This window comes from Microbacterium oleivorans, assembly GCF_023715745.1.
Classification (GTDB): domain Bacteria; phylum Actinomycetota; class Actinomycetes; order Actinomycetales; family Microbacteriaceae; genus Microbacterium; species Microbacterium oleivorans_D.
Map to the genome: position 1 here is coordinate 699,124 of NZ_JAMBOV010000001.1, position 25,516 is coordinate 724,639.

Below are 25,516 nucleotides of genomic sequence, written 5' to 3' on the forward strand. Positions count from 1 at the left end.
GGTCAGGCAGCATCGTCGGGGGATGAGCCCTGTCGCCCCGATCGGTTCCCACCCGTTCGACCGGCTCGACCGTGCGCGGTTCGATCGTCCCGAGAGCCGCAAATGGAGTCTGCACCCCGGCGCCGTCGGCGCGTGGGTGGCGGAGATGGACTTCGGGATCGCACCCCCGGTGTCAGACGCGCTCCAACGGGCGGTGACGGACGGCATCCTCGGTTATCTGTCCCCGCCGCTGGCTGCAGACCTCGGGCACGCGACGGCGGACTGGATGCGGGCGGAGTACGGCTGGGTCATCGATCCTGAGCGGGTCCATCCCGTGTCGGACGTCATGGCCGCGCTCGGAGTCGCCGTCACCGAGTACGCGCCGCCGGGATCCGCCGTCATCGTCCCCACCCCGGCCTACATGCCGTTCCTCACCTACCTCCCGACGATCGGCCACCCCGTCGTGGAGGTGCCGGGGGTCGTCGTGGACGGGCGCTGGCAGCACGACCTGGACGGCATCGACGCAGCCTTCGCCGCGGGCGCGCGGACGCTGGTGCTGTGCAATCCGCACAACCCCACCGGCACGGTCCTGACCCGGGCGGAGCTGACCGCTCTCGCCGAGGTCGTCGAGCGGCACGGGGGTCGGGTGTTCGCTGATGAGATCCACGCCCCGCTGCGGTACGACGGCGTGGCCCACGTGCCGTACGCCTCCCTGTCCGACGCGACGGCCGCCCACACGATCACCGGCACGAGTGCATCGAAGGCATGGAACCTCGCAGGCGTGAAGACCGCCCAGCTGATCACCTCGAACGATGCCGACCAGGCCGCCTACCGCCGCTTCGGATTCGCGGTGCAGCACGGGGCCGCCACCGTCGGCGTCGTGGCGGCCATCGCCGCCTACCGGGACGGCCGACCCTGGCTCGACGATGTGATCGCGTACCTGGATGCGGAGCGGCACGAGCTCGCCGGCCTGCTCGCCGAGCACCTTCCGGGCGCCCGGTACGCCGCACCGGAGGCCACCTACATCGGGTGGATCGACGCGTCCGCGCTCGACCTGCCCGCCTCGCCGGCGATGTTCTTCCGCGAAGAGGCCGGCGTCGTCCTCACCGACGGGGCTCTGCTGGGCCGGGGATACGAGGACTTCGCGCGCATCGTGTTCGCCACCCCGCGGCCCGTGCTCGTGGACGCGGTCCGCGAGATGGGGGATGCCGTCCGTCGCCTCACGCGGGTGTGATCACCGCGCGTCAGAGACCGGCGACCTGCTCGTCCTCGTCGGGCTCCGGCTCGGGCACGATGCGGAGGCCACTCGGGGAGTTCGCCGTCGCCATGAGGCTCTCGATCCACGCCGGATTCAGAGGGCCCGTCGAGCGGCTGTGGTAGCGCACGTCCCAACTCGTGGACACGCCGACCCATCGCGAGACGCGCCCGCTGCCGAGGCTCGGGTCGACCGTCCACGTGAGGATGAACGGCTCGCGTCGCCGCAGCTTCGTCACCATCACGACTTCGAGGTGCGCCAGCAGGCGGTCATCGAGCGTGACCGTCTCGGCGCCGAATGCCAAACGTCCCATCAGCGCAAGCTTACGCTGTAAGCATGCGCTTTCGGTGGGAAAGGGGGAGGATCGGGGTGGAGGCTCCTCATGAGCAGACAGACCGATCGGGCGGCGGCACCGAGACTGAGCCGCGAAGGGATCATCGACGCGGCGCTCGCACTCGTCGATCGCTCAGGTCCCGCGGGCCTGTCGATGCGCGCCCTCGGCAGTGAGCTGGGAGTCGAAGCGATGTCCCTCTACCGGCATGTGCACGGCAAGGAAGACCTCCTCGAGGGGGTCGTCGACGCACTGACCTCCGAGCTCACCGCTGTCATGGAGCGGGAGGCCGACGAACACTGGCAGACGTTCCTGCAGAACGTCGCGCACGCCGTGCGGGACATCGCGATCTCGCACCCCCTCGCCTTCCCGCTGATCGCCACCCGGCATCCCGCCGCACCGTGGCTGCGCCCCCCGCTGCGCAGCATCGAGGCGGTGGACATCCTCCTGCGCGTCCTGCTGGCCCACGGGTTCTCGGACGAGCAGGCGGTCCGCGCCTACCGCGGCTTCAGCAGCTTCCTGCTGGGTCAGCTGCTCCTCGAGGCCGCCGTCCGCGGTGCCGACGTCGGGGGCGCCGGTCCGGCATCCGGCAACGGCGACCCCTCGTTCTCCGGCGAGGGTGATGAGTCTCTCGACGACGCCCCGGAGGTGCGCAGGCTGCGTGCGCTGCTCAGCGAGGACCACAGCAAGGAGGAGTTCGAGACCGCCCTCGAGATCCTCCTCGATCGGCTCGAGACCGAGCTGTCGCAGTAGCGCTTCGTTCTTTCTGCGCCGCGCTGCATCCGCGGGACCCCCTCGACGGGAATACACAGTGGTGCCCGACGTCCGCCGGGCGCGACTCTTCTCATCGAAGGAGCAACATGATGAACAAGAAGATCGGAATCGCCCTGGCCACGGTGGTCGCGGGCGCGCTGGCACTCACCGCATCACCCGCGTCGGCCCACCAGGCGACGAAGCCCGCCGGCACCGTCGTGGACGTCGCCGTCGCGGCGTCCGGCGGCGGCACGCCCGACGCGAACGGGTCGGACTACGACATCCTGGTGCAGGCGCTGGTCGCGACGGGACTCGACGACACCCTCTCCGACGATGACACGACGTACACCGTGTTCGCGCCCAACGACCGTGCCTTCCTCCGCCTGGTGGCAGACCTGACGGGTGAGGCGCCGGCATCCGAGGCCGCTGCGCTCGAGGCGATCACGTCGACCTTCACGGCCGAGCAGATCGCCGACATCCTGCTGTACCACGTGGTCGCGGGTAAGAAGCTGTCGCCCGTGAAGGTGCTCTTCTCGCGCTCGATCGAGATGGCGAACGGCGGCACGATCGAGCCGCGCGGCATCGTTTTGCGCGACGAGACGCCGGAGCTGAAGAACCCCAAGCTCGTGCTCCGCGCCATCGACATCCCGGCCTCGAACGGCGTCATCCACACGATCGACCGGGTGCTGGTCCCCGCATCCTGATCGGTCTCCGGCGCTCCGACGACGCCCGTCAGCGCGAGAGCAGACGGTGCAGCCAGCGCATCCTCGCCAGGCGGGCGTCGTGGGAGAGGGGCGCGTCCGGCGCCAGAGCGTCGAACGCGTGCGCGCCACCGGGCCACACATGGAGCTCGGCGTCGCCGCCGGCGGCCCAGATCCGGCGGGCGTAGTCGACGTCCTCGTCGCGGAAGGTCTCCGCCGATCCCACCTCGATGAACGTCGGAGGCAGTCCGCTCAGATCGTCGGCCACGGCGGGTGAGGCGTATGCGGGTACCTCGTCACCGGGGAGCTCGCCGAGGTACGCCGCCCAGCCCGTGGCGTTCGCCGTCCGGTCCCACGTACCCGCCCCCGCCATCTGATGAGCGGATGCCGAGTCGTTGCGGTGGTCGAGCATGGGGTAGACGAGCATCTGTCCCAGGAGCGCCGGGCCTCCCCGGTCGCGGGACGCGAGAGCTGCGCCCGCGGCGAGGCCGCCGCCGGCGCTGACCCCCTGCAGGATGATGCGGTCGGGATCGAGCCGCAGGCCCTCCGCGTGCTCCGAGACCCACACGAGCCCCGCGTAGACGTCGTCGAGCGGGGCGGGGTAGGCGTGCTCCGGGGCGAGACGGTAGTCGACCGACACGATCGCCGCGCCCAGATCGAGGGCGACCTCGGCGAGCATCGGGAGCACGTCGAACGGCGTTCCGACCACCATGCCGCCGCCGTGGACGTGGTAGATCACCGGCAGCGGATCGCTCCGATCCCGCGGCCGCAGCGCCACCAGCCGCAGGGGCGTCCCGTCGGCGCTCCGCGCGACATGCTCCTGGACGAGCAGCCGGCCCCCCAGGGTGTACTCGGCCGGAGCGGGAACCACGGCGCGGGCGCGGAGCTGGGGAATCTCGTCGGGGCTGAGCGAGACCACCAGGTCATCCGCCGCCCCGAGCGCGATGAGAACGTCGGGATCGAAGGGCGGGCGCGCGACAACGTCGTCGACCCTGGTCCCGTGGGGGCTCCGTTGCACCGCCGGCATCCCTTCTCCGATGCTAAATCGCGTTAGCTCGGAGGATAGCGGATCGGATCCGGGTGCGCCTCAGGTGTCCTGCGACGCAGTGACCGATCCGCGATTGCGCAGGGGCAAGGGGATGCGGTGCACACCGGTCGCGCCCGCGGCGTCGGGGTCGAGCAGGAGCTCGACCGCCTGCAGTCCGAGGTCGAAGTGGGGGATCGCGAAGGTCGTCAGGCCGGGGTGCACCCACCCGGCCAGCTGATGGTCGTCGAACGAGACGATCGAGAAGTCCTGCGGCACGCGCAGCCCCGCCTCGGCGATCGCCTGGTACGCGCCGAACGCGATGCGGTCGTTGAAGGCGATGATCGCGCCCGACCGCACTCCCGAGGCGATCAGGTCCGACGTGGCCTTCCAGCCGTCGACGGGGAGCCAGATGCTGAGTTCGCGACCGGACGCCGGCGAGAGCCCGGCATCCGACAGTGCGCCGAGGATGCCCCCAAGTCGCTCGCGACCGGCGACGGTGTCGCGCGGGACGTCTGAGGCGGTCGGTCCCGCCCCGATCAGATGGATGCGGCGATGCCCCTGATCGAGCAGGAGTCTCGCCGCCCGCCGACCCGCGTCGAGTTCGTCGGGGAGGATCGCCCGCACGTCGGTTCCGCCGCCGTCGGGCAGGGTGTTGAGCAGCACCACGTTCCGGCTTGCGAGCGCTCGAGGCACGCGCCGCTCCCGGGTGAACATCGACGCCATGATGACGCCGTCGACCTGACGATCGAGCATCGCGTCGATGAGGCGCTCGCGCTCCGATTCGTCGCCTTCGTATTCTCCGATGAACAGCAGGTGCCCGTGGCGGCGGGCACCCTCGAGGGCTCCCTTGATCATGTCGCCCGCGAGCTGTGAGGTCGCGACGGTGTCGGAGATGAATCCGATGGTCCGGCTCGTGCCGCTGCGCAGGCCCGCCGAGATCATGTTCGGGCGGTATCCGAGCTCTGCCGCCACCAGACGGATCCGCTCCTGCGATGCCTCCGCGATGCGCATCTCGTCGCCGCGTCCGGAGAGGACGAGGGATGCGGTCGTGCGCGACATGCCGGCCGCGCGGGCGACGTCGGCCAGAGTCACGCGGTTCTTGCTCACGGCATCCTCCTGTCCCGTGATCCTAACGGGGTGGGCCGATGCGGCCCGGTCGAGAGGGGATCGCTGGAGCGACGGGTCACAGGTGCATCACGCGAGGCGGCGCCCCATTGACAGCGATCGGCCGATTGGCGCAAGATGACCTTGCTAACGCGATTTAGCACGCAGGCGCACCCTCCGCGATCACCCGAACGATGTGGTTCCCCGAAAGGAGACATCGATGTCTCGATCCTCACAGCACCCCCTCCGCCCGCTGATCCTGGCCGGGCTGTTCACGACCGTCGCGCTCGGCGTGACGGCGTGCGCCCCTCCCGGCGGTACCGCGGCTCCGCAGGCCTCCTCGACGTCCGACTTCGGCGCCGAAGGACCGACCTGCGGCGACGAGGACGTCGTCCTCAGCGGCTACTTCGAAACGGGCTTCCCGCTGCCGACGGCCCTCACCGAGGAATTCACCAAGCAGTTCCCCAACGTGACGTTCGACATCCGGGAGGACCAGTTCGCCGTCATCACCCAGAACGCGCCGCGCGTCCTGCAGGACTCGCCGCCGGACCTCATGCGTCTGCCGCAGATGTCCGAGCTCGCGACCGATGGACTGCTCCTGGACCTCGACCCGTACGCCGAGGCGTTCGGGTGGACCGAGTGGCCCGACTCCCAGCTGCAGCAGCTGCGCGTGGACGACGAGGGGCGTCGCGGCAACGGTCCGCTGTACGCGCTCGGCCTCAACTATTCGATGACCGGGGTCTTCTACAACAAGACCCTCGCCGAGCAGATCGGGATGACCGAAGCCCCGAAGACGCTCGACGAGTTCGACGCGGCGCTGCAGGCCGCGAAGGATGCCGGCATCACCCCGATCGCCCAGTTCAACGGTGGTGCCACCGGTGGGCTCGCGTTCCCGCTCCAGGCGCTGATGGCCTCGTACGGCGACCCGGCCGCCATCAACGACTGGATCTTCCAGCAGCCGGACGCGACCATCGACACACCGGAGAACCTCGAAGCCGCCCAGCACCTCGCGCGGTGGATCGAGTCGGGCTACTTCGCCGACGACGTGAACTCGCTCGACTACGCGCAGATGATGAGCCGCTTCATCGGCGGCGAGTCGCTGTTCATCTTCGACGGCGACTGGGAGTCGGGCAACCTCGACACCCAGATGCCCGGTGAGGCGGGCTTCTTCCTCATGCCTCCGCGTGAGGAGGGCGGCCAGATCGGCGCCATGTCGGCGCCGCTCACCTTCGGCGTCGCGGCGACAGCCGAGCACCCCGATTGCGCTGCGTTCTTCCTCAACTGGACGGCGACCAACGAGCAGGCACGCACGATCAGCGTCGAGGTCGGCGGCTCGCACCCGATGGGTCCGGCCGACGCCTTCATGCCCGAGGTGGACCCCGACTCGACGACGGCGGCGACTCTCGCCGCCGGCGCCCAGCTCAGCGAGGCGAACGGTGCGATGGACTTCATCGCCAACGCGACCGGCGCGATCTACGCCCAGAGCTGGACGCCGAACCTGCAGCGTCTGGTGGCCGGCGAGCAGACGCCCGAGGGTCTGCTGAGCTCGGTCCAGGCCGACTATGAGAGCCAGGTCGAGGGCTGAGCATGACCTCCGCTCCCGCCGCTGCTGCGCCGGTGGTCGCCACCGGCGCAGCAGCGCTCGACGACACCGGACTCCGGAAGCGCCGCCGTCGGCGGCGCTTCCGCGCGAGCGTTGCCGCCTACCTCCTGGTGCTTCCGGCGGCGGCCTTCTACATCTTCTTCGTGCTGCGTCCGATCACCCTGTCGGCCCAGTACTCGTTCTACGAGTGGAACGGGATCGGTCCGGCCACGTGGGTCGGCTTCGCCAACTACGTCGAGGTCTTCAGCAACCCGAAGCTCATCGGCGCGATCCTCAACGCGTTCGAGCTGATCATCTACTTCAGCCTCATTCCCGTCGCGATCGCCCTCGTGGCCGCGAACATGATCCGTGCCATCGCCGCCAGTCGACTCGCCGGCGTCGCCCGGACGGTGCTGTTCCTGCCGCAGGTGATCCCGCTCGTGGCGGCGGGCATCATGTGGAGCTGGCAGCTGTCGACCAACGGCCTCGTGAACCAGCTGCTCGGCCTCATCGGTCTCGGCGGTGTGACGAAGGCGTGGCTCGGCGACTTCTCCACCGCGCTGCCGGCGGTCGGCGTCATCGGCGCGTGGGTCCAGGTCGGGCTGTGCCTCGTGCTCATCCTCGCCGGGATGACGAAGGTCGACCCCGCCCTCTACGAGGCGGCACGCTTGGACGGCGCCGGTCCCGTCCGCGAGTTCTTCTCCGTGACCCTGCCGGGCGTCCGCCAGGAAGTCGCGGTCTGCGTCACCGTGACGGTGATCGCGGCGCTCGCGAGCTTCGACATCGTCTACATCGCCACGCAGGGCGGACCCGGGGACAGCACGCTCGTCCCCGGTCTCCAGATCTTCTACCTGGCCTTCTACGAGCGCGAGATCGGCACCGCGTCGGCGTTCGCCCTCGTCCTCATGGCCCTCGTCCTCCTGATCGTCCTCCCGCTGCAGCGGATCCTCCGAGGGAAAGAATCGTGATCGTCCGCCCCCAGGAGAAATGGATCGGCCGCATCCTGCTGGTCGTCCTCATGCTCGTGACGGTGATGCCGTTCCTCAGCCTGTTCGTCACGGCGCTGCACGAACCGGGCACGTACCCCCGCGGGCTGGAATGGCCCGACAACCCGCGCTGGGACAACTTCGTCACCGCCTTCGAGTCGGCCAACATGTGGGCGCTCCTGCAGTCCAGCTTCTTCATCGAGATCGCCGTGGTCCCGGTCGCCGTCCTCCTGGCGACCCTCGCCGGCTTCGCGCTCGGCCACCTGCAGCCGCGCGGCGGCCGCATCGTGTTCATCGCGTTCATCCTCGGGCTCACCCTGCCGTTCGAGGGCATCATCACGCCGCTGTACTTTCAGGTGCGCGAGCTGGGGCTGCTGAACACCCGATGGGCGATCATCCTGCCGCTGATCGGTCTGTTCATGCCGTTCGCCGTCATGTGGATGCGGGCGCACTTCGTGACGATGCCGGCCGACCTCTCCGAGGCGGCGCGCATGGACGGCGCGACCACCTGGCAGCTCTTCTGGCGCATCCACATCCCGCTGTCGGTTCCTGCGCTGTCCTCGCTCGCGATCCTGCTGTTCCTGTGGACGTGGAACCAGTTCCTCCTCGCGATCGTCCTCGTCAACGACCCCGAACAGCGGACGATGGCCGGTGCGCTCGGCGCCTTCCAAGGGCGCTACGGCACCGACATCCCGCTCCTGTGCGCGGGATCACTCCTGATCCTCACGCCGACGCTGATCATCTTCCTGATCTTCCAGCGGCACTTCGTCTCGGCGCTGCTGCAGGGCTCGCTCAAGGGCTGAGATGGCGTTCCAGCTGGAGTCCGAGTGGGTGTGGGACTTCTGGATCGCCGACGACGGCAAGACCTTCCACCTGTTCCACCTCCGGGCGCCGAAGAGTCTCGGCGATCCCGATCTGCGTCACCGTCACGCCCGGATAGGCCACGCGACCTCGCGTGACCTGCGAGAGTGGACCGACCACGGGGTCGTCCTCGGACCGGGCGCGCCCGGCAGCGCGGACGGGAGCGCGACCTGGACGGGATGCGTCGTCCGCGGCGACGACGGTCTGTGGCGGATGTTCTACACCGGCACCGTGTTCCTCGAGCCCGCATCGAACCGCAACGTGGAGTCGATCCTCATGGCGACGTCGCCGGATCTCGCCGTCTGGAGCAAACGTGACGGGTTCGTCCTGACGGCTGCGGGGGAGCTGTACGAGAAGCTCGGCGACAGCGACTGGACCGACGAAGCGTGGCGGGACCCGTGGGTCTTCCGCGACCCGCAGGGCAACGGCTGGCACATGCTCATCACCGCGCGCGCGAAGGGGGCGGGCGGGTCCTCGGGCGGCGTCGTCGGGCATGCCTGGTCGCCCGACCTCGACACCTGGACGGCCCAGCCCCCTCTCGGGTCGGTGGCCGCGAGGTTCCCGCACCTCGAGGTCCTGCAGACCGTCGAGGTGGGGGACGGGCATCTCACGCTGTTCTGCGCCACCCGCGCGGATGGCGTCGACGGTGTCTGGGCGATGCCGACCGGCCCTGTCCCCGTTCAGGCGCGTCCCGACGACGCCCGGCTGATCGCGCCGGCCCCGGCGTATGCGGGCAGGGTGGTGCGGGATCGGGGCGGCACCCCCGTCCTCCTGGCGTTCGCTCGGGATGCCGCGGGTGCCCCGCTCGGCGTCGCCGATCCGATCGCGGTCGACGAGCTCTGGCGCCGGGCGTCGCGTCTGCGATGATGACGGCATGGTCATCGCCGGGTTGGTGTTCGCGGCGCTGGGCGCCGCCATCCACGTCTACATCTTCTATCTGGAGTCGATCGCCTGGACGGGTGCCGCGGCGCGCCGCACCTTCGGCACGACGGATGACACGGTCCACGTCACCACGTCGTTCGCGTTCAACCAGGGCTTCTACAATCTCTTCCTCGCGATCGCGGTCTTCCTCGGCATCGTCTTCGTCGCGACCGGCTCGACGGCGATCGGAGCGACCCTGGTCTTCGTGGGCGCCGGGTCCATGGTGGCTGCCGGCCTCGTGCTGCTGCTCTCCGACCGGTCCAAGGCTCGCGCGGCGATGATCCAGCTGACGGCGCCCCTCATCGGCATCGTCCTGCTCGCGATCGGAGTGGCGCTCTGAAACTCGCCGTCGTCGGCGCCGGCAAGATCGTCGCCGAGTTCCTGCCCCACGCCCAGCGGATCCCTGGACTCACCGTCGAGGCGATCGTCGGCACCGAGCGCAGCCGGGCGGCGCTCGAGCAGACGGCGGCAGCCCACGGGATCCCGCACGCCTACACCGACGTCGACGTGTGTCTCGCCGAAGCGGACGTGGACACCGTCTGGGTCGCGGTGCCGAACGTGCTGCACACGGATGTCGCCCGCCGCGCGCTGCGGGCGGGCATGCACGTCATCTGCGAGAAGCCCTTCGTGCTGCGCGCCGAGGACCTCGCCGAGCTCCGGGGGCTCGCCGAGGAGCGGGAGCTGATCCTCGTCGAGGCCATCAGCACCCAGTACCTCGCGAACGTCGAGTGGATGCGGCAGAATCTCGGCCGGCTCGGTGACCTGCGGCTCGTGCAGTGCGAGTACTCGCAGTACTCCTCGCGCTACGACGCGTTCCGGGAGGGCGCCGTCCTGCCGGCCTTCGACCCGGCGGCGGGTGGCGGCGCGCTCATGGACATCGGCATCTACGCCCTCCACCTCGTCGTCGGTCTCATGGGCACCCCCGAGACCGTCGTCTACACGCCGCGGATCGAGCGAGGCAGCGACACCTCGGGGGTCACGGTCCTCGGCTACCCCGACCTGACCGCCGTGTGCATCGGCGCGAAGGATTCCCCCGGTCCCTCGCGCACGAAGATCCAGGGCACCGAGGGCGTCATGCTCGTCGACGGACCGCCCAACGAGATCTCCGCCGTCGAGCTCCGGCTGCGCGACGGGACTATCGAGCGGGTGGCGCTGGACCACGACCCGCACCGCATGACCGCGGAGTTCCGCGCCTTCGTGCGGATGATCGCCGACCGCGACCTCGTCGAGCGCGATCGCCGCCTCGACCACAGCGCGGCCGTGCTCGACGTCGCCGTGCGCGCGCTCGACTCCGCCGGCATCCGCCTGGGCTGAGCGGCCCGCTAGCCTGGCCGGATGAGCACCATCGCCCGCGCCCCCCAGCCCGTCGCGTGGTCCGAGGGCACGTGGACGACGCCGCCGCCGGCCGCGGCCGAGCGCGACGGCAGGCTGCTGGTCACCGCGGCGGAGGGCAGCGACGCGTGGCGGCTCACCTCCTACGGCTTCGTGCACGACAGTGAGCACGCGCTGCTCGCACCGATGCCTGACGGCACCGCGATGGAGGTGGAGTTCGACGCGGCGTTCGAGGCGCAGTTCGACCAGGCCGGCCTGTTCGTCCGGGTGGACGACGCCCGCTGGGTCAAAGCCGGCGTCGAGTTCTCCGACGGCGACCTCCAGCTGGGCGCCGTCGTCACGGACGGGATGTCGGACTGGTCGCTCGCCCCCGTCCCGGAGTGGCTCGGGCGTCGCATCACGGTCCGTGTCAGCCGCTCCGGCAACGCGCTCACGATGCGGGCGGGCGCGGCGGGCGACCCCCTGCGCCTGGTCCGAGTGATCCCCTTCGCCGCCGGCCTCGAGGCCGCGGCCGGGCCCTTCGTCTGCGCACCGACCCGCGCCGGGTTGACGGTGCCGTTCGCCTCATGGCAACGGGGTCCCGCGGACGCCGCCCTGCACTGATCGCATCCGAGGGGTGGATCGACGGGGCGTGGCACGCGGCACCCGTCCGCGATAGGAACGACAGGACCGCCGCCCGGGGGGAGGATGCCGATGATCGACCGTGACGGACTCGCGAGGTTCCTGCGCCATCGCCGCGAATCGCTTCAGCCCGAGGATGTCGGGCTCGCGCGTGGCCCTCGACGGCGGACGGGGGGACTGCGACGTGAGGAGGTCGCCGCCCTCGCCCACATGTCGACCGACTACTACGCCCGGCTCGAACGCGGCACCGGTCCGCATCCGTCCGAGCAGATGATCGCCGCGATCGCCCAGGGCCTGCACCTCAGCCTCGGCGAACGGGACCATCTGTTCCGGCTCGCCGGTCACACGGCGCCGGCACGTGGAGCGTCGAGCGCGCACGTGGGGCCGGGGATGCTCCGCATCCTCGACCGGCTCGAGGACACCCCGGCCGAGATCGTGACCGAGCTGGGCGAGACGCTGCGGCAGACGCCGCCGGCCGTCGCCCTTCTGGGGCCGGCCGCCGAACGGACGGGACATGCCCGCAGCATCGGGTTCCGCTGGTTCACCGAGCCCGATGCCCGTGCGGCCTACCCCGCCGACGAGCAGGAGCGGCTGTCGCGCGTGTACGCGAGCGGGCTTCGCGAGATCGTCGCGCTGCGCGGTCCCGAGTCCGCGGCGGCGGAGATGGCGGCGGAGCTGCGTCGGCGCAGCGCCGAGTTCGACGCGCTGTGGGAGCGACAGGAGGTGGGGCTCGCGCCCCCTGCGCTCAAGCGCTTCCTGCACCCCGAGGTCGGCCTGCTGGAGCTGTCGTGCCAGACCCTCCTCGACCCCGAGCAGTCGCACCGTCTGCTCGTCTACACCGCCGTGCCGGGCAGTGACAGCGCCGAACGTCTGCGATTGCTCGGTGTGATCGGGACGCAGCGTCTCTCCTGACGAGGAGGGGTGGATCCCCGATCCACGGCTGGGGCGGCCCTGGCAGACAGCGTGCATCGGCCGCAGGATCGGAGCACATCGCCAGACCGCATCGACAGCCAGGAGCACGCATGCCGACCATCCTCCCCACCCCCGACCTGACGGGCCGCGTCGCCGTCGTCACCGGCGCCAGCGACGGCATCGGTGTCGAGATCGCGACGCAGCTCGCCCGCGCCGGCGCCGAGCTGATCCTCCCCGTCCGCAACGCCGCGAAGGGCGAGTCGGCCGCGAACGCGATCCGGGAACGGGTCGCCGGCGCCCGTGTCGCGACGCGCCCGCTCGACCTGTCGTCGCTCGATTCCGTGGCGGATCTCACTGCGACGCTTCGCGCGGAGGGCCGCCCGGTGCACGTCCTCGTCAACAACGCCGGCGTCATGACGCCGCCCACGCGCCAGGAGACCGCTGACGGGTTCGAACTGCAGTGGGGCACCAATCACCTGGGCCACGCTGCGCTGACGCTCGGTCTGCTGCCCGTGCTGCGGGAGGGAGGCGCGCGCGTCGTGCACCAGACGAGCATCGCCGCGCGATCGGGCGGCATCGACCGCGCCGCCGTGACCACCCTCGAGGGATACGACGCGATGGCGGCGTATCGCTCGTCGAAGATCGCCGTCGCGCATTTCGGCCGCGAACTCCACCGCCGCAGCAGGGCCTCCGACTGGGGACTCACGAGCACGCTCGCACACCCCGGCGTCTCGCCCACCAACCTGCTCGCCGCGCAACCGGGGTTGGGGCGTGAGCGCGAGACGGGCGCTCGTCGCGTCATCCGATTCCTCTCCCGTGTCGGCGTGACGGGCACCGTGGCCAGCGCAGCCCTGCCCGCGGTGCTCGCGGCGACCGATCCGAGTGCCGTCGGCGGGGAGTTCTACGGGCCGAAGCGGCTCATCGGCGGCCCGCCCGCACGCATCCCGCTGTGGCCGCCGTTGAGCGACGACGCCGAGGCCGCGCGCATCTGGGACGAGACGCTGCAGGCCATCGGCACCCGCTTCGCGGTGTAGCCCGTCGCCTGCGAGCCCGCCGAGCGATAACCTCCCGGCATGACAGTGCGCACCGTGATCCTGTCGGGCACCGAGCGGTACGCCGACCCGTGGCATCCCTTCGCCGAGACCTCCGCCTGCGTCGCGGCGATCCTGCGGGGGATCGGTCACGACGTGACCGTCCGTGAGGACGTCGATGCCGCGATGGCCTCGCTGGCGGACGCTGATCTCGTCGTCGTCAACGCGGGCGACTCGTGGCGGGGCGGGGAGCGCGGAGTGGATGCCGCAGCTGTCGCCGCGTTCGACGCGGCTCTGGACCGCGGTGTCGGCGTCCTCGCCCTGCACTGCGCGGTCGCCTCGCTGCGCGATTATCCGCGCTGGGCGGGCATGACCGGCGCGGTCTGGTTGCCGACGCTGTCGTTCCACCCGCCGTTCGGGCGGGTCGTGGTCGATGTCGAGGGCGCCGTGCCGTTCACGGTCGAGGACGAACGCTACTGCGCGCTGCAGGCCACCGGCGACCGGCGGGTCGTCGCCTGGCACGAGGGGGATGGCGGGCACCGCGAGCCGACCGCCTGGCGACGCACCGTCGGCCGCTCCCGGGTCGCGGTCGACGTGCTCGGTCACGACGCGCGGTCCTACGATGCGCCGGGGCACGCCGCCCTCGTGGCGGAACTGGCGACCTGGGCCGCGGCGACGAGCTGATCGCGGGGGCCGGCGAGCGGTCGTGAGGATCCCGTGAGGACGGGCTCCACGGCCGTATGGATTCCGTGAGGACCGCGGGGGCGGCTCTCGGCGAGGTGTTCCATCGGGGATGCGCCACACCGGCGTGCGCGCCTGTCCGAGGCGCGCGGTCCCTCGAAACGGAGCGTCTCTCGTGCTCGACATCGTCTACGTGCTGGGCGTCATCGTCCTGTTCGTGATCATCGGCCTGTTCGCCAAGGCGGTGGATCGGGTATGAACGTGTTCGACATCGTCGCCGCGGTGCTCGGCGTCGCCGCGGTGGTCTACCTCTTCGTCGCGCTCGTGAAGCCGGAGAAGTTCTGATGGCGTGGCTGTCCGCAATCCTCACCCTCGCCACGCTCGCCCTCGTCCTCGCGGTCGCCTACCGGCCTCTCGGTGACTACATGGCCTGGGTGTACACCTCACCGAAGGACGCTCGCGCCGAGCGCGGTCTCTACCGACTGATCGGTGTCGACGCGGCATCCGCCCAGACGTGGCAGGCCTACGTCCGCAGCGTGCTCGCGTTCTCCGTCATCGGCGTGCTCGTGGTCTACCTGTTGCAGCGCGTCCAGCAGTGGTTGCCGTGGTCGCTGGGACTGACCGCGCCGAGCGAGGCGCTCTCGTTCAACACGGCCGTCTCGTTCGTGACCAACACGAATTGGCAGTCGTACTCGCCTGAACTGACCCTCGGATACACCGTGCAGTTCGCCGCGCTCGCCGTGCAGAACTTCGTGTCGGCGGCGGTCGGCCTGGCCGTCGCCGTCGCCCTGGTGCGCGGCCTCGCCTACCGCCGCAGCGGCACGATCGGGAACTTCTGGGTCGACCTCACCCGCGGTACCGTGCGTCTGCTCCTGCCGCTGTCCCTCGTCGCGGCGATCGTGCTGCTGGCGGGCGGCGTCGTGCAGAATCTCGCCGGCTTCAGCGACGTCACCACCGTCGCCGGGGCGGCGCAGAGCATCCCCGGCGGTCCGGTCGCCTCGCAGGAGGCCATCAAGCTCCTCGGCACGAACGGCGGCGGCTTCTTCAATGCCAACTCCGCGCACCCGTTCGAGAACCCGACGGGCTGGACGAACCTCTTCGAGATCGTCCTCATGCTCGTCATCCCGTTCTCGCTGCCGCGCACGTTCGGCACGATGCTCGGGGACAAGCGGCAGGGCTACGCGATCCTCGGCGCGATGGGTGTCCTCTTCCTCGTCTCGACGCTCGCGCTCACGGCCTTCGAGCTCGCCGGTCGCGGTACCGCTCCCGAGCTCGCCGGCGCCGCGCTCGAGGGCAAGGAGGTGCGCTTCGGCATCGTCGGGTCGACGATCTTCGGCTCGACGAGCACGCTCACCTCGACGGGCGCGGTCGACGCGATGCACGACTCGTTCACGGCGCTCGGCGGCATGATGCCGATGCTGAACATGATGCTCGGCGAGCTCGCTCCCGGCGGCGTGGGATCAGGGCTCTACGGCATGCTCGTGATGGCCGTCCTGGCGGTGTTCATCGCCGGCCTTCTCGTCGGGCGGACCCCCGAGTACCTCGGCAAGAAGATCGGCCCGCGCGAGATCAAACTCGCGAGCATCTACATCCTCGTGACCCCGATCCTCGTGCTCGTCGGCACGGCGCTCAGCTTCGCGATCCCCGCCGTGCGCGAGGACGTCACGACGACGTCGATCTGGAACCCCGGCATCCACGGCTTCAGCGAAGTGCTCTACGCCTTCACCTCGGCCGCGAACAACAACGGCTCCGCTTTCGCGGGGCTCACGGCGAACACTCCGTGGCTCAACACCGCCCTCGGTGTCGCGATGCTGCTCGGCCGGTTCCTGCCGATCGTGCTGGTCCTCGCCCTCGCCGGCTCGTTCGCCGCGCAGGACAAGGTCCCCGCCACCGCGGGCACGCTGCCGACGCACCGCCCGCTGTTCGTGGGCCTCCTCGTCGGCGTCATCGTCATCGTCACCGCCCTCACCTACTTCCCGGTGCTCGCGCTGGGTCCCCTCGCAGAAGGACTGATCTGACATGTCCACGACCACCCTCGAACCGGTCGCTCCCGCTCCCGCTTCGCGCCGGGGCATCGACGGCGCCGCCATCGTGGCTGCCCTGCCGGGCGCGCTGCGCAAGCTCGACCCCCGGGCCCAGTGGCGCAACCCCGTGATGTTCATCGTCTGGGTCGGCGCGGTGCTGACGACCGTGCTCGCCGTCGCGGAGCCCTTCCTGGGCGGTCCGGGCGAATCCGGCGGCACCCCGGTGCCCGCCCCCTTCACGGCGATCATCGCTGTGTGGCTCTGGCTGACGGTCGTGTTCGCGAACGTCGCCGAGTCCGTCGCCGAAGGCCGCGGCAAGGCGCAGGCCGAGACACTCCGCAAGACCCGGACGAGCACGGTGGCCCACCGCGTCACCGGGTACGACGAGCAGACGGATGCCGCGGCCGAACGCGTCACGATCGATGACGTCTCGTCGGCCGACCTCACCCTGGGGGACGTCGTCGTGGTCGCGGCGGGCGACCTCGTCCCCGGGGACGGCGACGTCGTCCACGGGATCGCGTCGGTCGACGAGTCCGCCATCACCGGGGAGTCGGCTCCGGTCATCCGGGAATCCGGCGGCGACCGCAGCGCCGTCACGGGCGGCACCCGTGTGCTCTCGGACCGCATCGTCGTGCGCATCACGTCCAAGCCGGGGGAGACGTTCGTCGACCGGATGATCGCCCTCGTCGAGGGTGCCGCGCGGCAGAAGACCCCGAACGAGATCGCGCTGAACATCCTGCTCGCGAGTCTGTCGATCATCTTCGTCGTGGTCGCGCTGATCCTGAACCCGGTCGCCTCATACGCTGCGGCGCCCGTCAGCATCCCGGTGCTCGTCGCGCTGCTGGTGTGCCTCATCCCCACCACGATCGGCGCGCTCCTGTCGGCGATCGGCATCGCCGGCATGGACCGGCTCGTGCAGCGCAACGTCCTCGCGATGTCCGGGCGCGCCGTCGAGGCCGCAGGCGACGTGACGACGCTCCTCCTCGACAAGACCGGCACCATCACCTACGGCAACCGGCAGGCGGCCGAGTTCGTCCCGCTCGCCGGTCAGGCGCAGCAGGAGCTCACGCGTGCCGCGGCCCTGTCGTCGCTGGCCGACCCCACGCCGGAGGGGAGCTCGATCGTCGACCTCGCCACCCGCCGCGGCGTCGACGTGACCGGCGACGCGGGTGGCGTCATCGTCCCGTTCACGGCGCAGACCCGCATGAGCGGGCTCGACCTGCCGGACGGGTCGGCGATCCGCAAGGGCGCCGGCTCCGCGATCGTCGGCTGGCTCGAGCAGGGTGGCACGCCGCTGTCCGAGGGTGTCCGCGCCGACCTCTCCGCACGCACCGAGGAGATCTCGCAGTCCGGCGGTACTCCGCTTGTCGTCGCGACGAAGGATGCCGCCGGCGCGGGGCGTGTGCTCGGGGTCGTCCATCTCAAGGACGTCGTCAAGGACGGGCTCAGCGAGCGGTTCGCCGAGCTGCGGTCGATGGGCATCCGCACCGTCATGATCACCGGTGACAACCCGCTGACCGCGGCGGCCATCGCGAAGGAGGCGGGCGTCGACGACTTCCTCGCCGAGGCCGCCCCCGAGGACAAGCTCGCCTACATCCGCAAGGAACAGGAGGGTGGCAACCTCGTCGCGATGACGGGTGACGGCACCAACGACGCCCCGGCTCTGGCGCAGGCGGACGTGGGTGTCGCGATGAACTCGGGCACGTCGGCGGCGAAGGAGGCCGGCAACATGGTCGACCTGGACTCCGACCCGACGAAGCTCATCGACATCGTCCGCATCGGCAAGCAGCTGCTCATCACCCGCGGCGCGCTGACGACGTTCTCGATCGCGAACGACATCGCCAAGTACTTCGCGATCATCCCGGCGATGTTCATGGGGGTGTTCCCCCAGCTCGGCGCCCTGAACATCATGGGGCTGCACTCGCCGGCATCCGCGGTGCTCTCGGCGATCATCTTCAACGCGCTCGTCATCATCGCTCTCATCCCGTTGGCCCTGCGCGGTGTGCGGTACCGCCCCGGCGGAGCGTCGTCGATCCTCGGCCGCAACCTCGCCGTCTACGGCCTGGGCGGAGTCGTCGCCCCATTCATCGGGATCTGGCTGATCGACCTGCTCGTCCGCCTCCTCCCCGGCTTCTGACCCGAAGGACACCTCCTCATGAACACCACGTCCCGCACCACCGGCCGGACCGTCGCCGTCGCCGTCCGCGCGATGATCGTCTTCACGCTCCTGCTCGGCGTCGGCTACACCGGCGTCGTCACCCTGTTCGGTCAGCTCGTCCTGCCGGCGCAGGCGGGCGGCTCCCTCCTCCGGAACGACGCCGGCGAGGTGGTGGGCTCCTCGCTGCTCGGTCAGTCCTTCACGGATGCCGACGGTGCCGCGCTCCCGCAGTACTTCCAGTCCCGCCCCTCGGCGGCGGGCGACGGGTACGACGGCGGGGCGTCGTCGGGCTCGAACCTCGGGCCCGAGAACGACGACCTCGTCGCCGCGATCCGCGATCGGAAGGCCGCGATCGCCGAGCGCGAGGGTGTGCCCGAGGCGGCCGTGCCCGCCGATGCGGTCACCGCCTCGGCATCCGGACTCGACCCGCACATCAGCCCCGCGTACGCTTCGATCCAGGTCGACCGCGTCGCCGAGGCCCGGGGTCTGCCCGTGTCGGAGGTCCGACGACTCGTCGCCGAGCACACGCAGGGACCCGACCTCGGGTACCTCGGTGGATCGACCGTGAACGTGGTGGAACTCAATCTCGCCCTCGACGGACTCAGCGGACGAGACGGGCTCGGAGGCTGACAGTGGGGGGACGCGGACGGCTGCGCGTGCTGCTGGGCGCCGCCCCCGGCGTCGGCAAGACGTACACGATGCTCGAAGAGGGGCGTCGCCTCGCCGCGGAGGGCAAGGACGTCGTCATCGCCGTCGTCGAGACCCACGGACGCGCGGCGACCCAGCGCATGACGGACGGGCTGGAGCAGGTGCCTCGCCGCGACGTGACCCACCGCGGGGTGACGCTGACCGAGATGGACCTCGACGGTGTGATCGCGCGACGCCCGGACGTCGCCCTCGTCGACGAGCTCGCGCACACCAACGCGCCCGGCTCGGCGAACGAGAAGCGCTGGCAGGACGTCCAGCAGCTGCTGGATGCCGGGGTCTCGGTCATCTCGACGGTCAACATCCAGCACATCGAGTCGCTCAACGACGTCGTCCAGCAGATCACCGGTGCACCGCAGCGCGAGACCGTCCCCGACCAGGTGCTGCGCGCCGCCGACCAGGTCGAGGTGGTCGATCTCGCTCCTCAGGCGCTGCGCGACCGGCTCGCCGGCGGGCTCGTCTACCCCGCCGAGCGGGTGGATGCCGCCCTGTCGAACTACTTCCGTCTCGGCAACCTCACGGCGCTGCGCGAGCTCGCGCTGCTGTGGCTGGCCGACGAGGTTGATCAGGCGCTCACCTCCTACCGTGCGGAGCACGGCATCGACAGCCGGTGGGAGGCGCGCGAGCGCGTCGTCGTGACCCTCACCGGCGGGCCGGAGGGCGAGACCCTGCTGCGCCGCGGCGCGCGGATCGCCGCGCGGTCGGCGGGCGGGCAGCTGCTGGCGGTGCACGTGACGAGCAACGACGGGCTCCGCGGCGGCGACCCCGGCGCCCTCGCCGAGCAGCGCGCCTTGGTCGAGAAGCTCGGGGGGACCTTCCACCAGGTCGTGGGAGAGGACATCCCGACCGCTCTCGTCGAATTCGCGCGTTCCGTCAATGCGACGCAGCTCGTTCTCGGCGTCAGCCGCCGCAGCCGCCTGGCCGCGCTCGTCACCGGTCCCGGGATCGGTGCCACCGTCATCCGCGAGTCCGGCGACATCGACGTCCACATAGTCACCCACTCCGCCGCGGGCGGGCGCTTCGCGCTGCCGAGATGGGGCGGCGCGCTGTCGATGCGCCGACGCGTCGCGGGCTTCTTCCTCGCCTTCCTCGGGGGGCCGCTGCTCACCTGGCTCCTTGTGTCGTTCCACTCCGCGGAATCGATCACGAGCGACGTCCTCAGCTACCAGCTCCTCGTCGTCGTGGTCGCCCTCATCGGTGGCATCTGGCCCGCGCTGTGGGCGGCCGTCCTGAGCGGGGTGACCCTCAACTTCTTCTTCGTCGATCCGCTCTACACCCTGCAGATCAAGTCGCCGCGCGAGATCCTCGCCCTGCTGCTCTACGTCGTCATCGCCGTGCTCGTCAGCGTCGTCGTCGACCGCGCCGCACGCACCACCCGCGTGGCCCGCCGCGCGGCTGCCGAGGCGGAACTGCTTCAGACGGTGGCGGGCAGCGTCCTCCGGGGCGGCGGGGCGGTGGAGGCGCTCGTCGAGTGGACCCGCGAGGCGTTCCGACTCGCCGGCGTGCGGCTCGTGTCGGGAGAGGTGACCCTCGCCTCGAGCGGTGAACCGCTGCGCGACGGGCGGCACACCGCCCTCCCCGTGGGTGAGCGCGCCGTGCTCGAACTGCACGGGCATGACCTGCAGGCGTCGGAGCGCCGGCTGCTGTCCGCGATCGTCGCGCAGCTGGACGCCGCGCTGCAGCGCGCCGACCTGGCGGAGGTCGCCAGCGGGCTGGCCCCCCTCGAGGCGTCGGACCGGGTGCGGAGCGCCCTGCTGTCGGCGCTCAGCCATGATCTGCGTCGCCCGCTCGCGGCGGCGACCGCGGCCGTCGGCGGGCTCCGCAGTGGGACCTACAGTGACCGCGACCGCCTGGAGCTGCTGCAGACGGCCGACGAGTCACTCGGCATGCTCGCGACCCTCGTCACCGACCTCCTCGACGTGAGCCGCCTGCAGGCGGGCGCCCTCGCCGTCTCCCTGCAGGCGGTCGACCCGGCCGATGCGGTCCTCCCGGCCCTCGAGGAACTGGGTGCGGGACCGGCATCCGTCGACATCGATCTCGACGGGGATGCGGTCGTCCGGGCCGACCCCGTGCTGTTGCAGCGCGTGATCGTGAACCTGCTCGCCAACGCGCTGCGTTTCTCGCCGGAGGGGCAGAAGGTCCGCATCGCGACCAGCCGCTTCGGTTCCTCCGCCGAGATCCGCATCATCGATCACGGCCCCGGCATTCCCGCGGAGCGTCGCGACGACGTCTTCGTGCCGTTCCAGCGTCTCGGCGACACGGACAACAGCACCGGCCTCGGCCTCGGCCTCGCCCTCTCGAAGGGCTTCGTCGAGGGGATGGGGGGTACGCTCACCCCCGAGGACACCCCGGGCGGAGGGCTGACGATGGTCGTCTCCCTGCCGCTGGCCCGTGAGAAGGAGGGCGTGTGAGGATCCTCATCGCCGACGACGACCCGCAGATCGTGCGGGCACTCCGGATCACCCTCTCGGCACGTGGGTACGAGGTGTTCACCGCGATCGACGGAGCGCAGGCGATCGCCGCCGCGGTCGATCACCACCCCGACATCTTCCTGCTCGATCTCGGGATGCCCCAGCTCGACGGGATCGAGGTCATCCACGCGATCCGCGGCTGGTCAGCGGCCCCGATCCTCGTCGTGTCGGGACGCACCGGAGCCGCCGACAAGGTCGACGCCCTGGACGCCGGCGCCGACGACTACGTGACGAAACCGTTCTCGATCGACGAGCTGCTCGCGCGCATCCGCGCCCTGACGCGGCGGGCGCCGCAGCAGGAACCCGACCCGGTGACCGAGTTCGGGTCCATCTCGGTGGACCTGGCCGCGCGGAGCGTCACGAAGACGACGGCGGGCCACACCGAGCGGGTGCGGCTCACTCCGACCGAGTGGCAGCTGCTGGAGATCCTCTTGCGCAACCCCGGCAAGCTCGTCACCCGACAGACGATCCTCAGCGCGATCTGGGGGAGCGAGCATGTGACGGACACCGGCTACCTGCGGCTGTACGTCTCGCAGCTTCGCCGCAAGCTCGAGGACGACCCGGCGCAACCACGGCACATCCTCACCGAGGCGGGCATGGGATATCGCTTCGAGCTCGGAGCGTCGTCCTCCGACTGACACGTCGCACCCCGATGCGCAACCCCCTCCCTGCCCACGAGCCCGGCGATCAGGCTCGCGCGGAAACCGAGGAGGACTCATGAAGGCGATGACGTACCGCGGGCCGTACAAGGTCCGCGTCGACAGCAAGCGCGACCCGGTGATCGAGCATCCGGGTGACGCGATCGTCCGGGTGGAACTGGCAGCCATCTGCGGATCCGACCTGCACCTCTATCACGGCATGATGCCTGACACCCGCGTCGGTCACACGTTCGGGCACGAGTTCATCGGTCGCGTGGAAGAGGTCGGCTCGTCGGTGCAGAATCTCACGCCCGGTGACCGGGTGATGGTGCCGTTCAACATCTACTGCGGCTCCTGCTTCTTCTGCGCGCGGGGTCTGTTCTCCAACTGCCACAACGTCAACGCGAACGCGACGGCGGTGGGTGGCATCTACGGGTACTCGCACACCACCGGCGGGTACGACGGCGGCCAGGCGGAACTGGTGCGGGTGCCCCTCGCCGACGTCGGTCCGCAGGTCATCCCCGACGACATCCAGTCCGAGGACGCTCTGCTCCTCACCGACGCCTTCTCCACGGGCTACTTCGGATCTCAGCTGGCGGACATCGCAGCGGGAGACACCGTGGTGGTCCTCGGCGCCGGACCCGTCGGGCTCGCGGCGGCGCGATCGTGCTGGCTGATGGGAGCCGGTCGGGTGATCGTCGTCGACCACCTCGACTATCGGCTGCAGAAGGCGCGCGAATTCGCCTTCGCCGAAACGGTCCACTTCGGCGAGGTCGACGACGTCGTGGTGACCCTCAAGAAGATGACCGACGCGCTCGGGGCGGATGCCGTCATCGATGCCGTCGGCGCCGAGGCGGACGGCCACTTCCTGCAGCACGTCACCGCGGCCAAGCTGAAACTCCAGGGCGGATCGCCCATCGCACTCAACTGGGCGATCGACGCCGTCCGCAAGGGCGGCACGATCTCGGTCATGGGCGCGTACGGACCCCTCTTCAGCGCGGTCAAGTTCGGCGACGCCATGAACAAGGGCCTCACCATCCGCACGAATCAGGCCCCGGTGAAGAGGCAGTGGCCGCGTCTGTTCGAGCACATCCGCGCCGGACACGTCTCCCCGCGGGAGCTCATCACCCATCGCTTCGAGCTCGACGACATCGCCGAGGGCTATCACGTCTTCTCGTCGAAGCTCGACGGCATCATCAAGCCCGTCATCACCGTCGCCGGCTGACCCCGACACAAGGAGGGACCATGCCGTACACCGCAGACAAGCCGGGGGCCATCCCCGACCCCGACGAGCTCCGTCGTCGGATCCCCGGGTGGGGTGCCGATCTCGATCCCTCGGACCGCCCCGCCTTCCCTCGTGAGCAGCCGGGGATCCACACCGGCGCCCACTGGGACATACCCGAGCAGCAGCCGCACGGCGCCGGCCGCGAACGCTCGATCGAGCACAACCGCCTCACACCGGTCTTCGGCACCGCCCAGCCCCTGCACGGCGTCTCCGGACTCATCCGGCGGATCGCGTACGCACGGTTCAGTGAGGGGCAGACGCCCCACTGGATGCTGCTGATCCTGGGCGACCGGGTCGAGTCGACGGGCGCGCATGTGCGCTCGCTGTTCTCGCGTCGCCCCGACGACCCGGTGACGCAGTCCGGGGTGCTCGGTGAGCGCAGCCGCCACCCGATCGCCTCCCGGTTCGGCCGGGGCCGCGTCGACGTGCGGCACATGTGGCTGGATCCCCTTCTCGTCGTCGGACCATGGGTGCTCGCGGCGGTCGCCGTGACGAGAATCGGCCGAGTGGCGTTCGCGCGCGGGGGCCGTCGCTGACGGCGTGAGGCGCGCGGCGACACGCCCGGGCTGACATCCGGGGTGGAGGTCCTGCGCGCCCGGGGTTGCGCGCTGGCCCCGGCGAGAGGAACGTGGCACGACGACGGAGATCTGCGCCCTGCGGATCCGCAGCACCGTGATTCGCGGTGTGTCCGCAGTCGAGCGCACTTCTCGGCGGGAGGGCCGCCCCATGGGCCGATTCAGTTACAGCAGCCAGGTCAAGACCGAGGTGGAGGACAGGGCGCTCGCGCACCTGCAGGTCGTGATGGGCAACAAGCTGCGCCGCGGAGAATCCTTCTTCTTCACGTGGCGGGACGACGTGAGTGTCGGGGACGGACGACGGTCGGTGTGGATTCATCCGTCGGCCGACCTCGACTTCAAGTACTACGGGTCGCGCGCGCCGGCGATGAACCGCACCTGGCTCGAGAAGCTCGCCTACGCGGCGAACTCGACGAGCGGCTTGTTCGTGATGTCCGAGCCGCCCGACGAGCCCGGCACAGGAACCATCGAGGCGATCTGAGGACCGGATGCCGGGCGCCCGTCGCCCGGCATCCGCCCGTTCTCAGGAGAGCTTGTCCTTGATGACGCCCTCGGCCTTGTCGATCAGGTTCGGCTTCGGGTCGGTGCCGTAGAAGCGCGGATCGGGCTGCGTGGGGGGCGGCATCGGCACCGAGGTGTCCGGACCGTCGAGGTACGTGAACTCGCCCTTGCCGTCGGGGGTGGGGCCGCTGGCCCACGATCCTTCGGCAGCGGCTTGCCCGTCGGAGAAGTTGATGTACTTGTACGAGTGGTCGCGTGCCTCGTTCGACAGGGGGAAGTTGAGAGGCACCGGAAGGTCCTCGACGCCCTCCTCTCGCAGCTCCTGGGCGGCACGGATCCACTGGTTCTGGTGCATCGTGTCGCGCGCCAGGAGGAACGAGAGCATCTCGCGCACACCGTGGTCGTCGGTCATGTTGTAGATGCGGGCGACCTGCAGGCGTCCCTGCATCTCGGCGTTCGCGTTCGCGGTGAAGTCGGCGAGCATGTTGCCGCTGGCCGTCACGTACGAGCCCTGCCAGGGGTTGCCGTTGCTGTCCACGGGACGCACACCCGCACCCGCCACGATGGCCGCCTGAACGTCCATTCCGCCGATGACGGCGCCGAGGACCGGGTCGGATGCCGCAGCCGCTTCGCTCTGCTCGACCGGGGCCTTCTCGAGCAGCTGGGCGATCATGATCGCGAGCATCTCCACGTGCCCGAACTCCTCAGCCCCGATGCCGTAGAGCAGGTCGCGGTACTTGCCTGGGATGTGGGCGTTCCACGCCTGGAACCCGTACTGCATGGCGACGGTGATCTCGCCGTACTGCCCGCCCAGGACCTCCTGCATGCGTCGCGCGAAGATCGCGTCGGGTTTGTCGGGGGTGGCGGTGAACTGCAGTTCCTGTCGATGGAAGAACATCGTGTCTCCTGTCCGGTTGGGGCGGCGAGGGGAGGGATGCGGGATGCATCGTCGTCGCGTCCGGGGACCGTAGGCCGCGATCTCCGAGGCGGAGAGGGGCCTTGACGAGCTGACGGCGGCGTGCGACGCGTGCACGGCGGATCCTCACGCGGACGGGTTAGCGTGGTGCGGGCAGCAAATCGGG

Annotated in this window: 27 protein-coding genes; 23 read left to right on the forward strand and 4 right to left on the reverse strand. The window is 70.4% G+C overall.

Translation table 11 applies throughout. The features are described from left to right. Positions 1-22: 22 nt before the first annotated feature. Positions 23-1,213: a MalY/PatB family protein gene (locus tag M3190_RS03220; RefSeq protein ID WP_251578241.1), complete on the forward strand. Its 1,191-nt coding sequence runs from the start codon at positions 23-25 to the stop codon at positions 1,211-1,213. Between the two features lie 10 nt (positions 1,214-1,223). Here the strand turns inward: M3190_RS03220 and M3190_RS03225 are convergent, their stop codons facing one another. Then, on the reverse strand, positions 1,224-1,547 hold the full coding sequence (locus M3190_RS03225; RefSeq protein ID WP_251578243.1) for a DUF7882 family protein: 324 nt from the start codon (positions 1,545-1,547) through the stop codon (positions 1,224-1,226). Positions 1,548-1,616: 69 nt separating this feature from the next. Here M3190_RS03225 and M3190_RS03230 point away from each other — a divergent pair, with 69 nt between their 5' ends. Both M3190_RS03230 and M3190_RS03235 read left to right on the forward strand, forming a co-directional pair. Continuing rightward, a complete protein-coding gene (locus M3190_RS03230; RefSeq protein WP_251578245.1) occupies positions 1,617-2,318 on the forward strand; it encodes a TetR/AcrR family transcriptional regulator C-terminal domain-containing protein in 702 nt (233 codons plus the stop codon). A gap of 107 nt (positions 2,319-2,425) precedes the next feature. Then, positions 2,426-3,022, forward strand: a complete 597-nt coding sequence (locus tag M3190_RS03235) for a fasciclin domain-containing protein (RefSeq protein ID WP_251578246.1) — start codon at positions 2,426-2,428, stop codon at positions 3,020-3,022. Positions 3,023-3,050: 28 nt separating this feature from the next. On the opposite strand, the gene M3190_RS03240 is transcribed toward M3190_RS03235, so the two are convergent. Both M3190_RS03240 and M3190_RS03245 read right to left on the reverse strand, forming a co-directional pair. Continuing rightward, positions 3,051-4,037: an alpha/beta hydrolase gene (locus tag M3190_RS03240; RefSeq protein ID WP_251578248.1), complete on the reverse strand. Its 987-nt coding sequence runs from the start codon at positions 4,035-4,037 to the stop codon at positions 3,051-3,053. 69 nt (positions 4,038-4,106) lie between these two features. Next, on the reverse strand, positions 4,107-5,138 hold the full coding sequence (locus tag M3190_RS03245) for a LacI family DNA-binding transcriptional regulator (protein WP_439958004.1): 1,032 nt from the start codon (positions 5,136-5,138) through the stop codon (positions 4,107-4,109). A 232-nt stretch (positions 5,139-5,370) separates the two neighbouring features. On the opposite strand from M3190_RS03245, the gene M3190_RS03250 reads away from it, so the two are divergent. From M3190_RS03250 to M3190_RS03345, 20 genes are all read left to right on the forward strand, one after another. Further along, positions 5,371-6,735, forward strand: a complete 1,365-nt coding sequence (locus tag M3190_RS03250; RefSeq protein WP_251578252.1) for an ABC transporter substrate-binding protein — start codon at positions 5,371-5,373, stop codon at positions 6,733-6,735. A 2-nt stretch (positions 6,736-6,737) separates the two neighbouring features. Continuing rightward, on the forward strand, positions 6,738-7,700 hold the full coding sequence (locus M3190_RS03255) for a carbohydrate ABC transporter permease (RefSeq protein WP_251578254.1): 963 nt from the start codon (positions 6,738-6,740) through the stop codon (positions 7,698-7,700). Beyond that, positions 7,697-8,521: a carbohydrate ABC transporter permease gene (locus M3190_RS03260; protein ID WP_251578257.1), complete on the forward strand. Its 825-nt coding sequence runs from the start codon at positions 7,697-7,699 to the stop codon at positions 8,519-8,521. Before M3190_RS03255 ends, M3190_RS03260 begins: the two co-directional genes overlap by 4 nt. A 1-nt stretch (position 8,522) precedes the next feature. Further along, positions 8,523-9,446, forward strand: coding sequence for a glycoside hydrolase family 68 protein (locus tag M3190_RS03265; protein ID WP_251578259.1), 924 nt, complete (start codon positions 8,523-8,525; stop codon positions 9,444-9,446). Between the two features lie 7 nt (positions 9,447-9,453). Then, positions 9,454-9,840: a DUF1304 domain-containing protein gene (locus tag M3190_RS03270; RefSeq protein ID WP_251578261.1), complete on the forward strand. Its 387-nt coding sequence runs from the start codon at positions 9,454-9,456 to the stop codon at positions 9,838-9,840. After that, entirely contained in the window at positions 9,837-10,814 is a 978-nt protein-coding gene (locus tag M3190_RS03275; protein WP_285875837.1) for a Gfo/Idh/MocA family protein, read from the forward strand. Before M3190_RS03270 ends, M3190_RS03275 begins: the two co-directional genes overlap by 4 nt. 21 nt (positions 10,815-10,835) lie before the next feature. Next, positions 10,836-11,435, forward strand: a complete 600-nt coding sequence (locus tag M3190_RS03280) for a DUF1349 domain-containing protein (protein ID WP_251578263.1) — start codon at positions 10,836-10,838, stop codon at positions 11,433-11,435. Between the two features lie 90 nt (positions 11,436-11,525). Continuing rightward, the gene (locus M3190_RS03285; protein WP_251578266.1) at positions 11,526-12,365 is read left to right on the forward strand and encodes a helix-turn-helix transcriptional regulator; all 840 of its coding nucleotides are present in this window, start codon (positions 11,526-11,528) and stop codon (positions 12,363-12,365) included. A gap of 110 nt (positions 12,366-12,475) precedes the next feature. After that, positions 12,476-13,399: an SDR family oxidoreductase gene (locus M3190_RS03290; protein ID WP_251578268.1), complete on the forward strand. Its 924-nt coding sequence runs from the start codon at positions 12,476-12,478 to the stop codon at positions 13,397-13,399. Between the two features lie 39 nt (positions 13,400-13,438). Beyond that, positions 13,439-14,080, forward strand: a complete 642-nt coding sequence (locus M3190_RS03295) for a ThuA domain-containing protein (RefSeq protein ID WP_251578270.1) — start codon at positions 13,439-13,441, stop codon at positions 14,078-14,080. A gap of 109 nt (positions 14,081-14,189) precedes the next feature. Beyond that, positions 14,190-14,336 carry a hypothetical protein gene (locus M3190_RS03300; RefSeq protein WP_251578272.1) on the forward strand — a complete coding sequence of 49 codons (147 nt, stop codon included), beginning with the start codon at positions 14,190-14,192 and terminating at the stop codon, positions 14,334-14,336. After that, positions 14,333-14,422, forward strand: coding sequence for a K(+)-transporting ATPase subunit F (kdpF, locus tag M3190_RS03305; RefSeq protein WP_251578275.1), 90 nt, complete (start codon positions 14,333-14,335; stop codon positions 14,420-14,422). The genes M3190_RS03300 and kdpF overlap by 4 nt, the downstream gene beginning before the upstream one ends. Continuing rightward, positions 14,422-16,095, forward strand: coding sequence for a potassium-transporting ATPase subunit KdpA (gene kdpA, locus M3190_RS03310; protein WP_251578277.1), 1,674 nt, complete (start codon positions 14,422-14,424; stop codon positions 16,093-16,095). The genes kdpF and kdpA overlap by 1 nt, the downstream gene beginning before the upstream one ends. 1 nt (position 16,096) lies before the next feature. Next, positions 16,097-18,238 carry a potassium-transporting ATPase subunit KdpB gene (kdpB, locus tag M3190_RS03315; RefSeq protein WP_251578280.1) on the forward strand — a complete coding sequence of 714 codons (2,142 nt, stop codon included), beginning with the start codon at positions 16,097-16,099 and terminating at the stop codon, positions 18,236-18,238. 18 nt (positions 18,239-18,256) lie between these two features. Continuing rightward, the gene (gene kdpC / locus M3190_RS03320; RefSeq protein ID WP_251578282.1) at positions 18,257-18,889 is read left to right on the forward strand and encodes a K(+)-transporting ATPase subunit C; all 633 of its coding nucleotides are present in this window, start codon (positions 18,257-18,259) and stop codon (positions 18,887-18,889) included. A gap of 2 nt (positions 18,890-18,891) precedes the next feature. After that, positions 18,892-21,375: a sensor histidine kinase gene (locus M3190_RS03325; RefSeq protein ID WP_308222232.1), complete on the forward strand. Its 2,484-nt coding sequence runs from the start codon at positions 18,892-18,894 to the stop codon at positions 21,373-21,375. Then, complete coding sequence (locus M3190_RS03330) at positions 21,372-22,073, forward strand: response regulator (protein ID WP_251578284.1); 702 nt, start codon at positions 21,372-21,374, stop codon at positions 22,071-22,073. The genes M3190_RS03325 and M3190_RS03330 overlap by 4 nt, the downstream gene beginning before the upstream one ends. A gap of 79 nt (positions 22,074-22,152) precedes the next feature. Continuing rightward, a complete protein-coding gene (locus tag M3190_RS03335; RefSeq protein ID WP_251578286.1) occupies positions 22,153-23,298 on the forward strand; it encodes a zinc-dependent alcohol dehydrogenase in 1,146 nt (381 codons plus the stop codon). A 20-nt stretch (positions 23,299-23,318) separates the two neighbouring features. Beyond that, on the forward strand, positions 23,319-23,894 hold the full coding sequence (locus M3190_RS03340) for a hypothetical protein (RefSeq protein ID WP_251578288.1): 576 nt from the start codon (positions 23,319-23,321) through the stop codon (positions 23,892-23,894). A 190-nt stretch (positions 23,895-24,084) separates the two neighbouring features. Then, the gene (locus M3190_RS03345) at positions 24,085-24,414 is read left to right on the forward strand and encodes a DUF7882 family protein (protein ID WP_251578290.1); all 330 of its coding nucleotides are present in this window, start codon (positions 24,085-24,087) and stop codon (positions 24,412-24,414) included. Positions 24,415-24,456: 42 nt separating this feature from the next. Here the strand turns inward: M3190_RS03345 and M3190_RS03350 are convergent, their stop codons facing one another. Next, complete coding sequence (locus tag M3190_RS03350; protein WP_251578292.1) at positions 24,457-25,332, reverse strand: manganese catalase family protein; 876 nt, start codon at positions 25,330-25,332, stop codon at positions 24,457-24,459. Positions 25,333-25,516 lie beyond the last annotated feature (184 nt).

Coding starts and splice junctions, on each gene's coding strand:
- M3190_RS03250 (WP_251578252.1), top strand. CDS start 5,371: ATGTCTCGATCCTCACAGCACCCCCTCCGCCCGCTGATCCTGGCCGGG.
- M3190_RS03255 (WP_251578254.1), top strand. CDS start 6,738: ATGACCTCCGCTCCCGCCGCTGCTGCGCCGGTGGTCGCCACCGGCGCA.
- M3190_RS03285 (WP_251578266.1), top strand. CDS start 11,526: ATGATCGACCGTGACGGACTCGCGAGGTTCCTGCGCCATCGCCGCGAA.
- M3190_RS03235 (WP_251578246.1), top strand. CDS start 2,426: ATGATGAACAAGAAGATCGGAATCGCCCTGGCCACGGTGGTCGCGGGC.
- M3190_RS03340 (WP_251578288.1), top strand. CDS start 23,319: ATGCCGTACACCGCAGACAAGCCGGGGGCCATCCCCGACCCCGACGAG.
- M3190_RS03295 (WP_251578270.1), top strand. CDS start 13,439: ATGACAGTGCGCACCGTGATCCTGTCGGGCACCGAGCGGTACGCCGAC.
- M3190_RS03270 (WP_251578261.1), top strand. CDS start 9,454: ATGGTCATCGCCGGGTTGGTGTTCGCGGCGCTGGGCGCCGCCATCCAC.
- M3190_RS03230 (WP_251578245.1), top strand. CDS start 1,617: ATGAGCAGACAGACCGATCGGGCGGCGGCACCGAGACTGAGCCGCGAA.
- M3190_RS03280 (WP_251578263.1), top strand. CDS start 10,836: ATGAGCACCATCGCCCGCGCCCCCCAGCCCGTCGCGTGGTCCGAGGGC.
- M3190_RS03335 (WP_251578286.1), top strand. CDS start 22,153: ATGAAGGCGATGACGTACCGCGGGCCGTACAAGGTCCGCGTCGACAGC.
- M3190_RS03290 (WP_251578268.1), top strand. CDS start 12,476: ATGCCGACCATCCTCCCCACCCCCGACCTGACGGGCCGCGTCGCCGTC.
- M3190_RS03225 (WP_251578243.1), bottom strand. CDS start 1,547: ATGGGACGTTTGGCATTCGGCGCCGAGACGGTCACGCTCGATGACCGC.
- M3190_RS03300 (WP_251578272.1), top strand. CDS start 14,190: ATGCGCCACACCGGCGTGCGCGCCTGTCCGAGGCGCGCGGTCCCTCGA.
- M3190_RS03345 (WP_251578290.1), top strand. CDS start 24,085: ATGGGCCGATTCAGTTACAGCAGCCAGGTCAAGACCGAGGTGGAGGAC.
- kdpB (WP_251578280.1), top strand. CDS start 16,097: ATGTCCACGACCACCCTCGAACCGGTCGCTCCCGCTCCCGCTTCGCGC.
- M3190_RS03265 (WP_251578259.1), top strand. CDS start 8,523: ATGGCGTTCCAGCTGGAGTCCGAGTGGGTGTGGGACTTCTGGATCGCC.
- kdpC (WP_251578282.1), top strand. CDS start 18,257: ATGAACACCACGTCCCGCACCACCGGCCGGACCGTCGCCGTCGCCGTC.
- M3190_RS03350 (WP_251578292.1), bottom strand. CDS start 25,332: ATGTTCTTCCATCGACAGGAACTGCAGTTCACCGCCACCCCCGACAAA.
- M3190_RS03220 (WP_251578241.1), top strand. CDS start 23: ATGAGCCCTGTCGCCCCGATCGGTTCCCACCCGTTCGACCGGCTCGAC.
- kdpA (WP_251578277.1), top strand. CDS start 14,422: ATGGCGTGGCTGTCCGCAATCCTCACCCTCGCCACGCTCGCCCTCGTC.
- kdpF (WP_251578275.1), top strand. CDS start 14,333: ATGAACGTGTTCGACATCGTCGCCGCGGTGCTCGGCGTCGCCGCGGTG.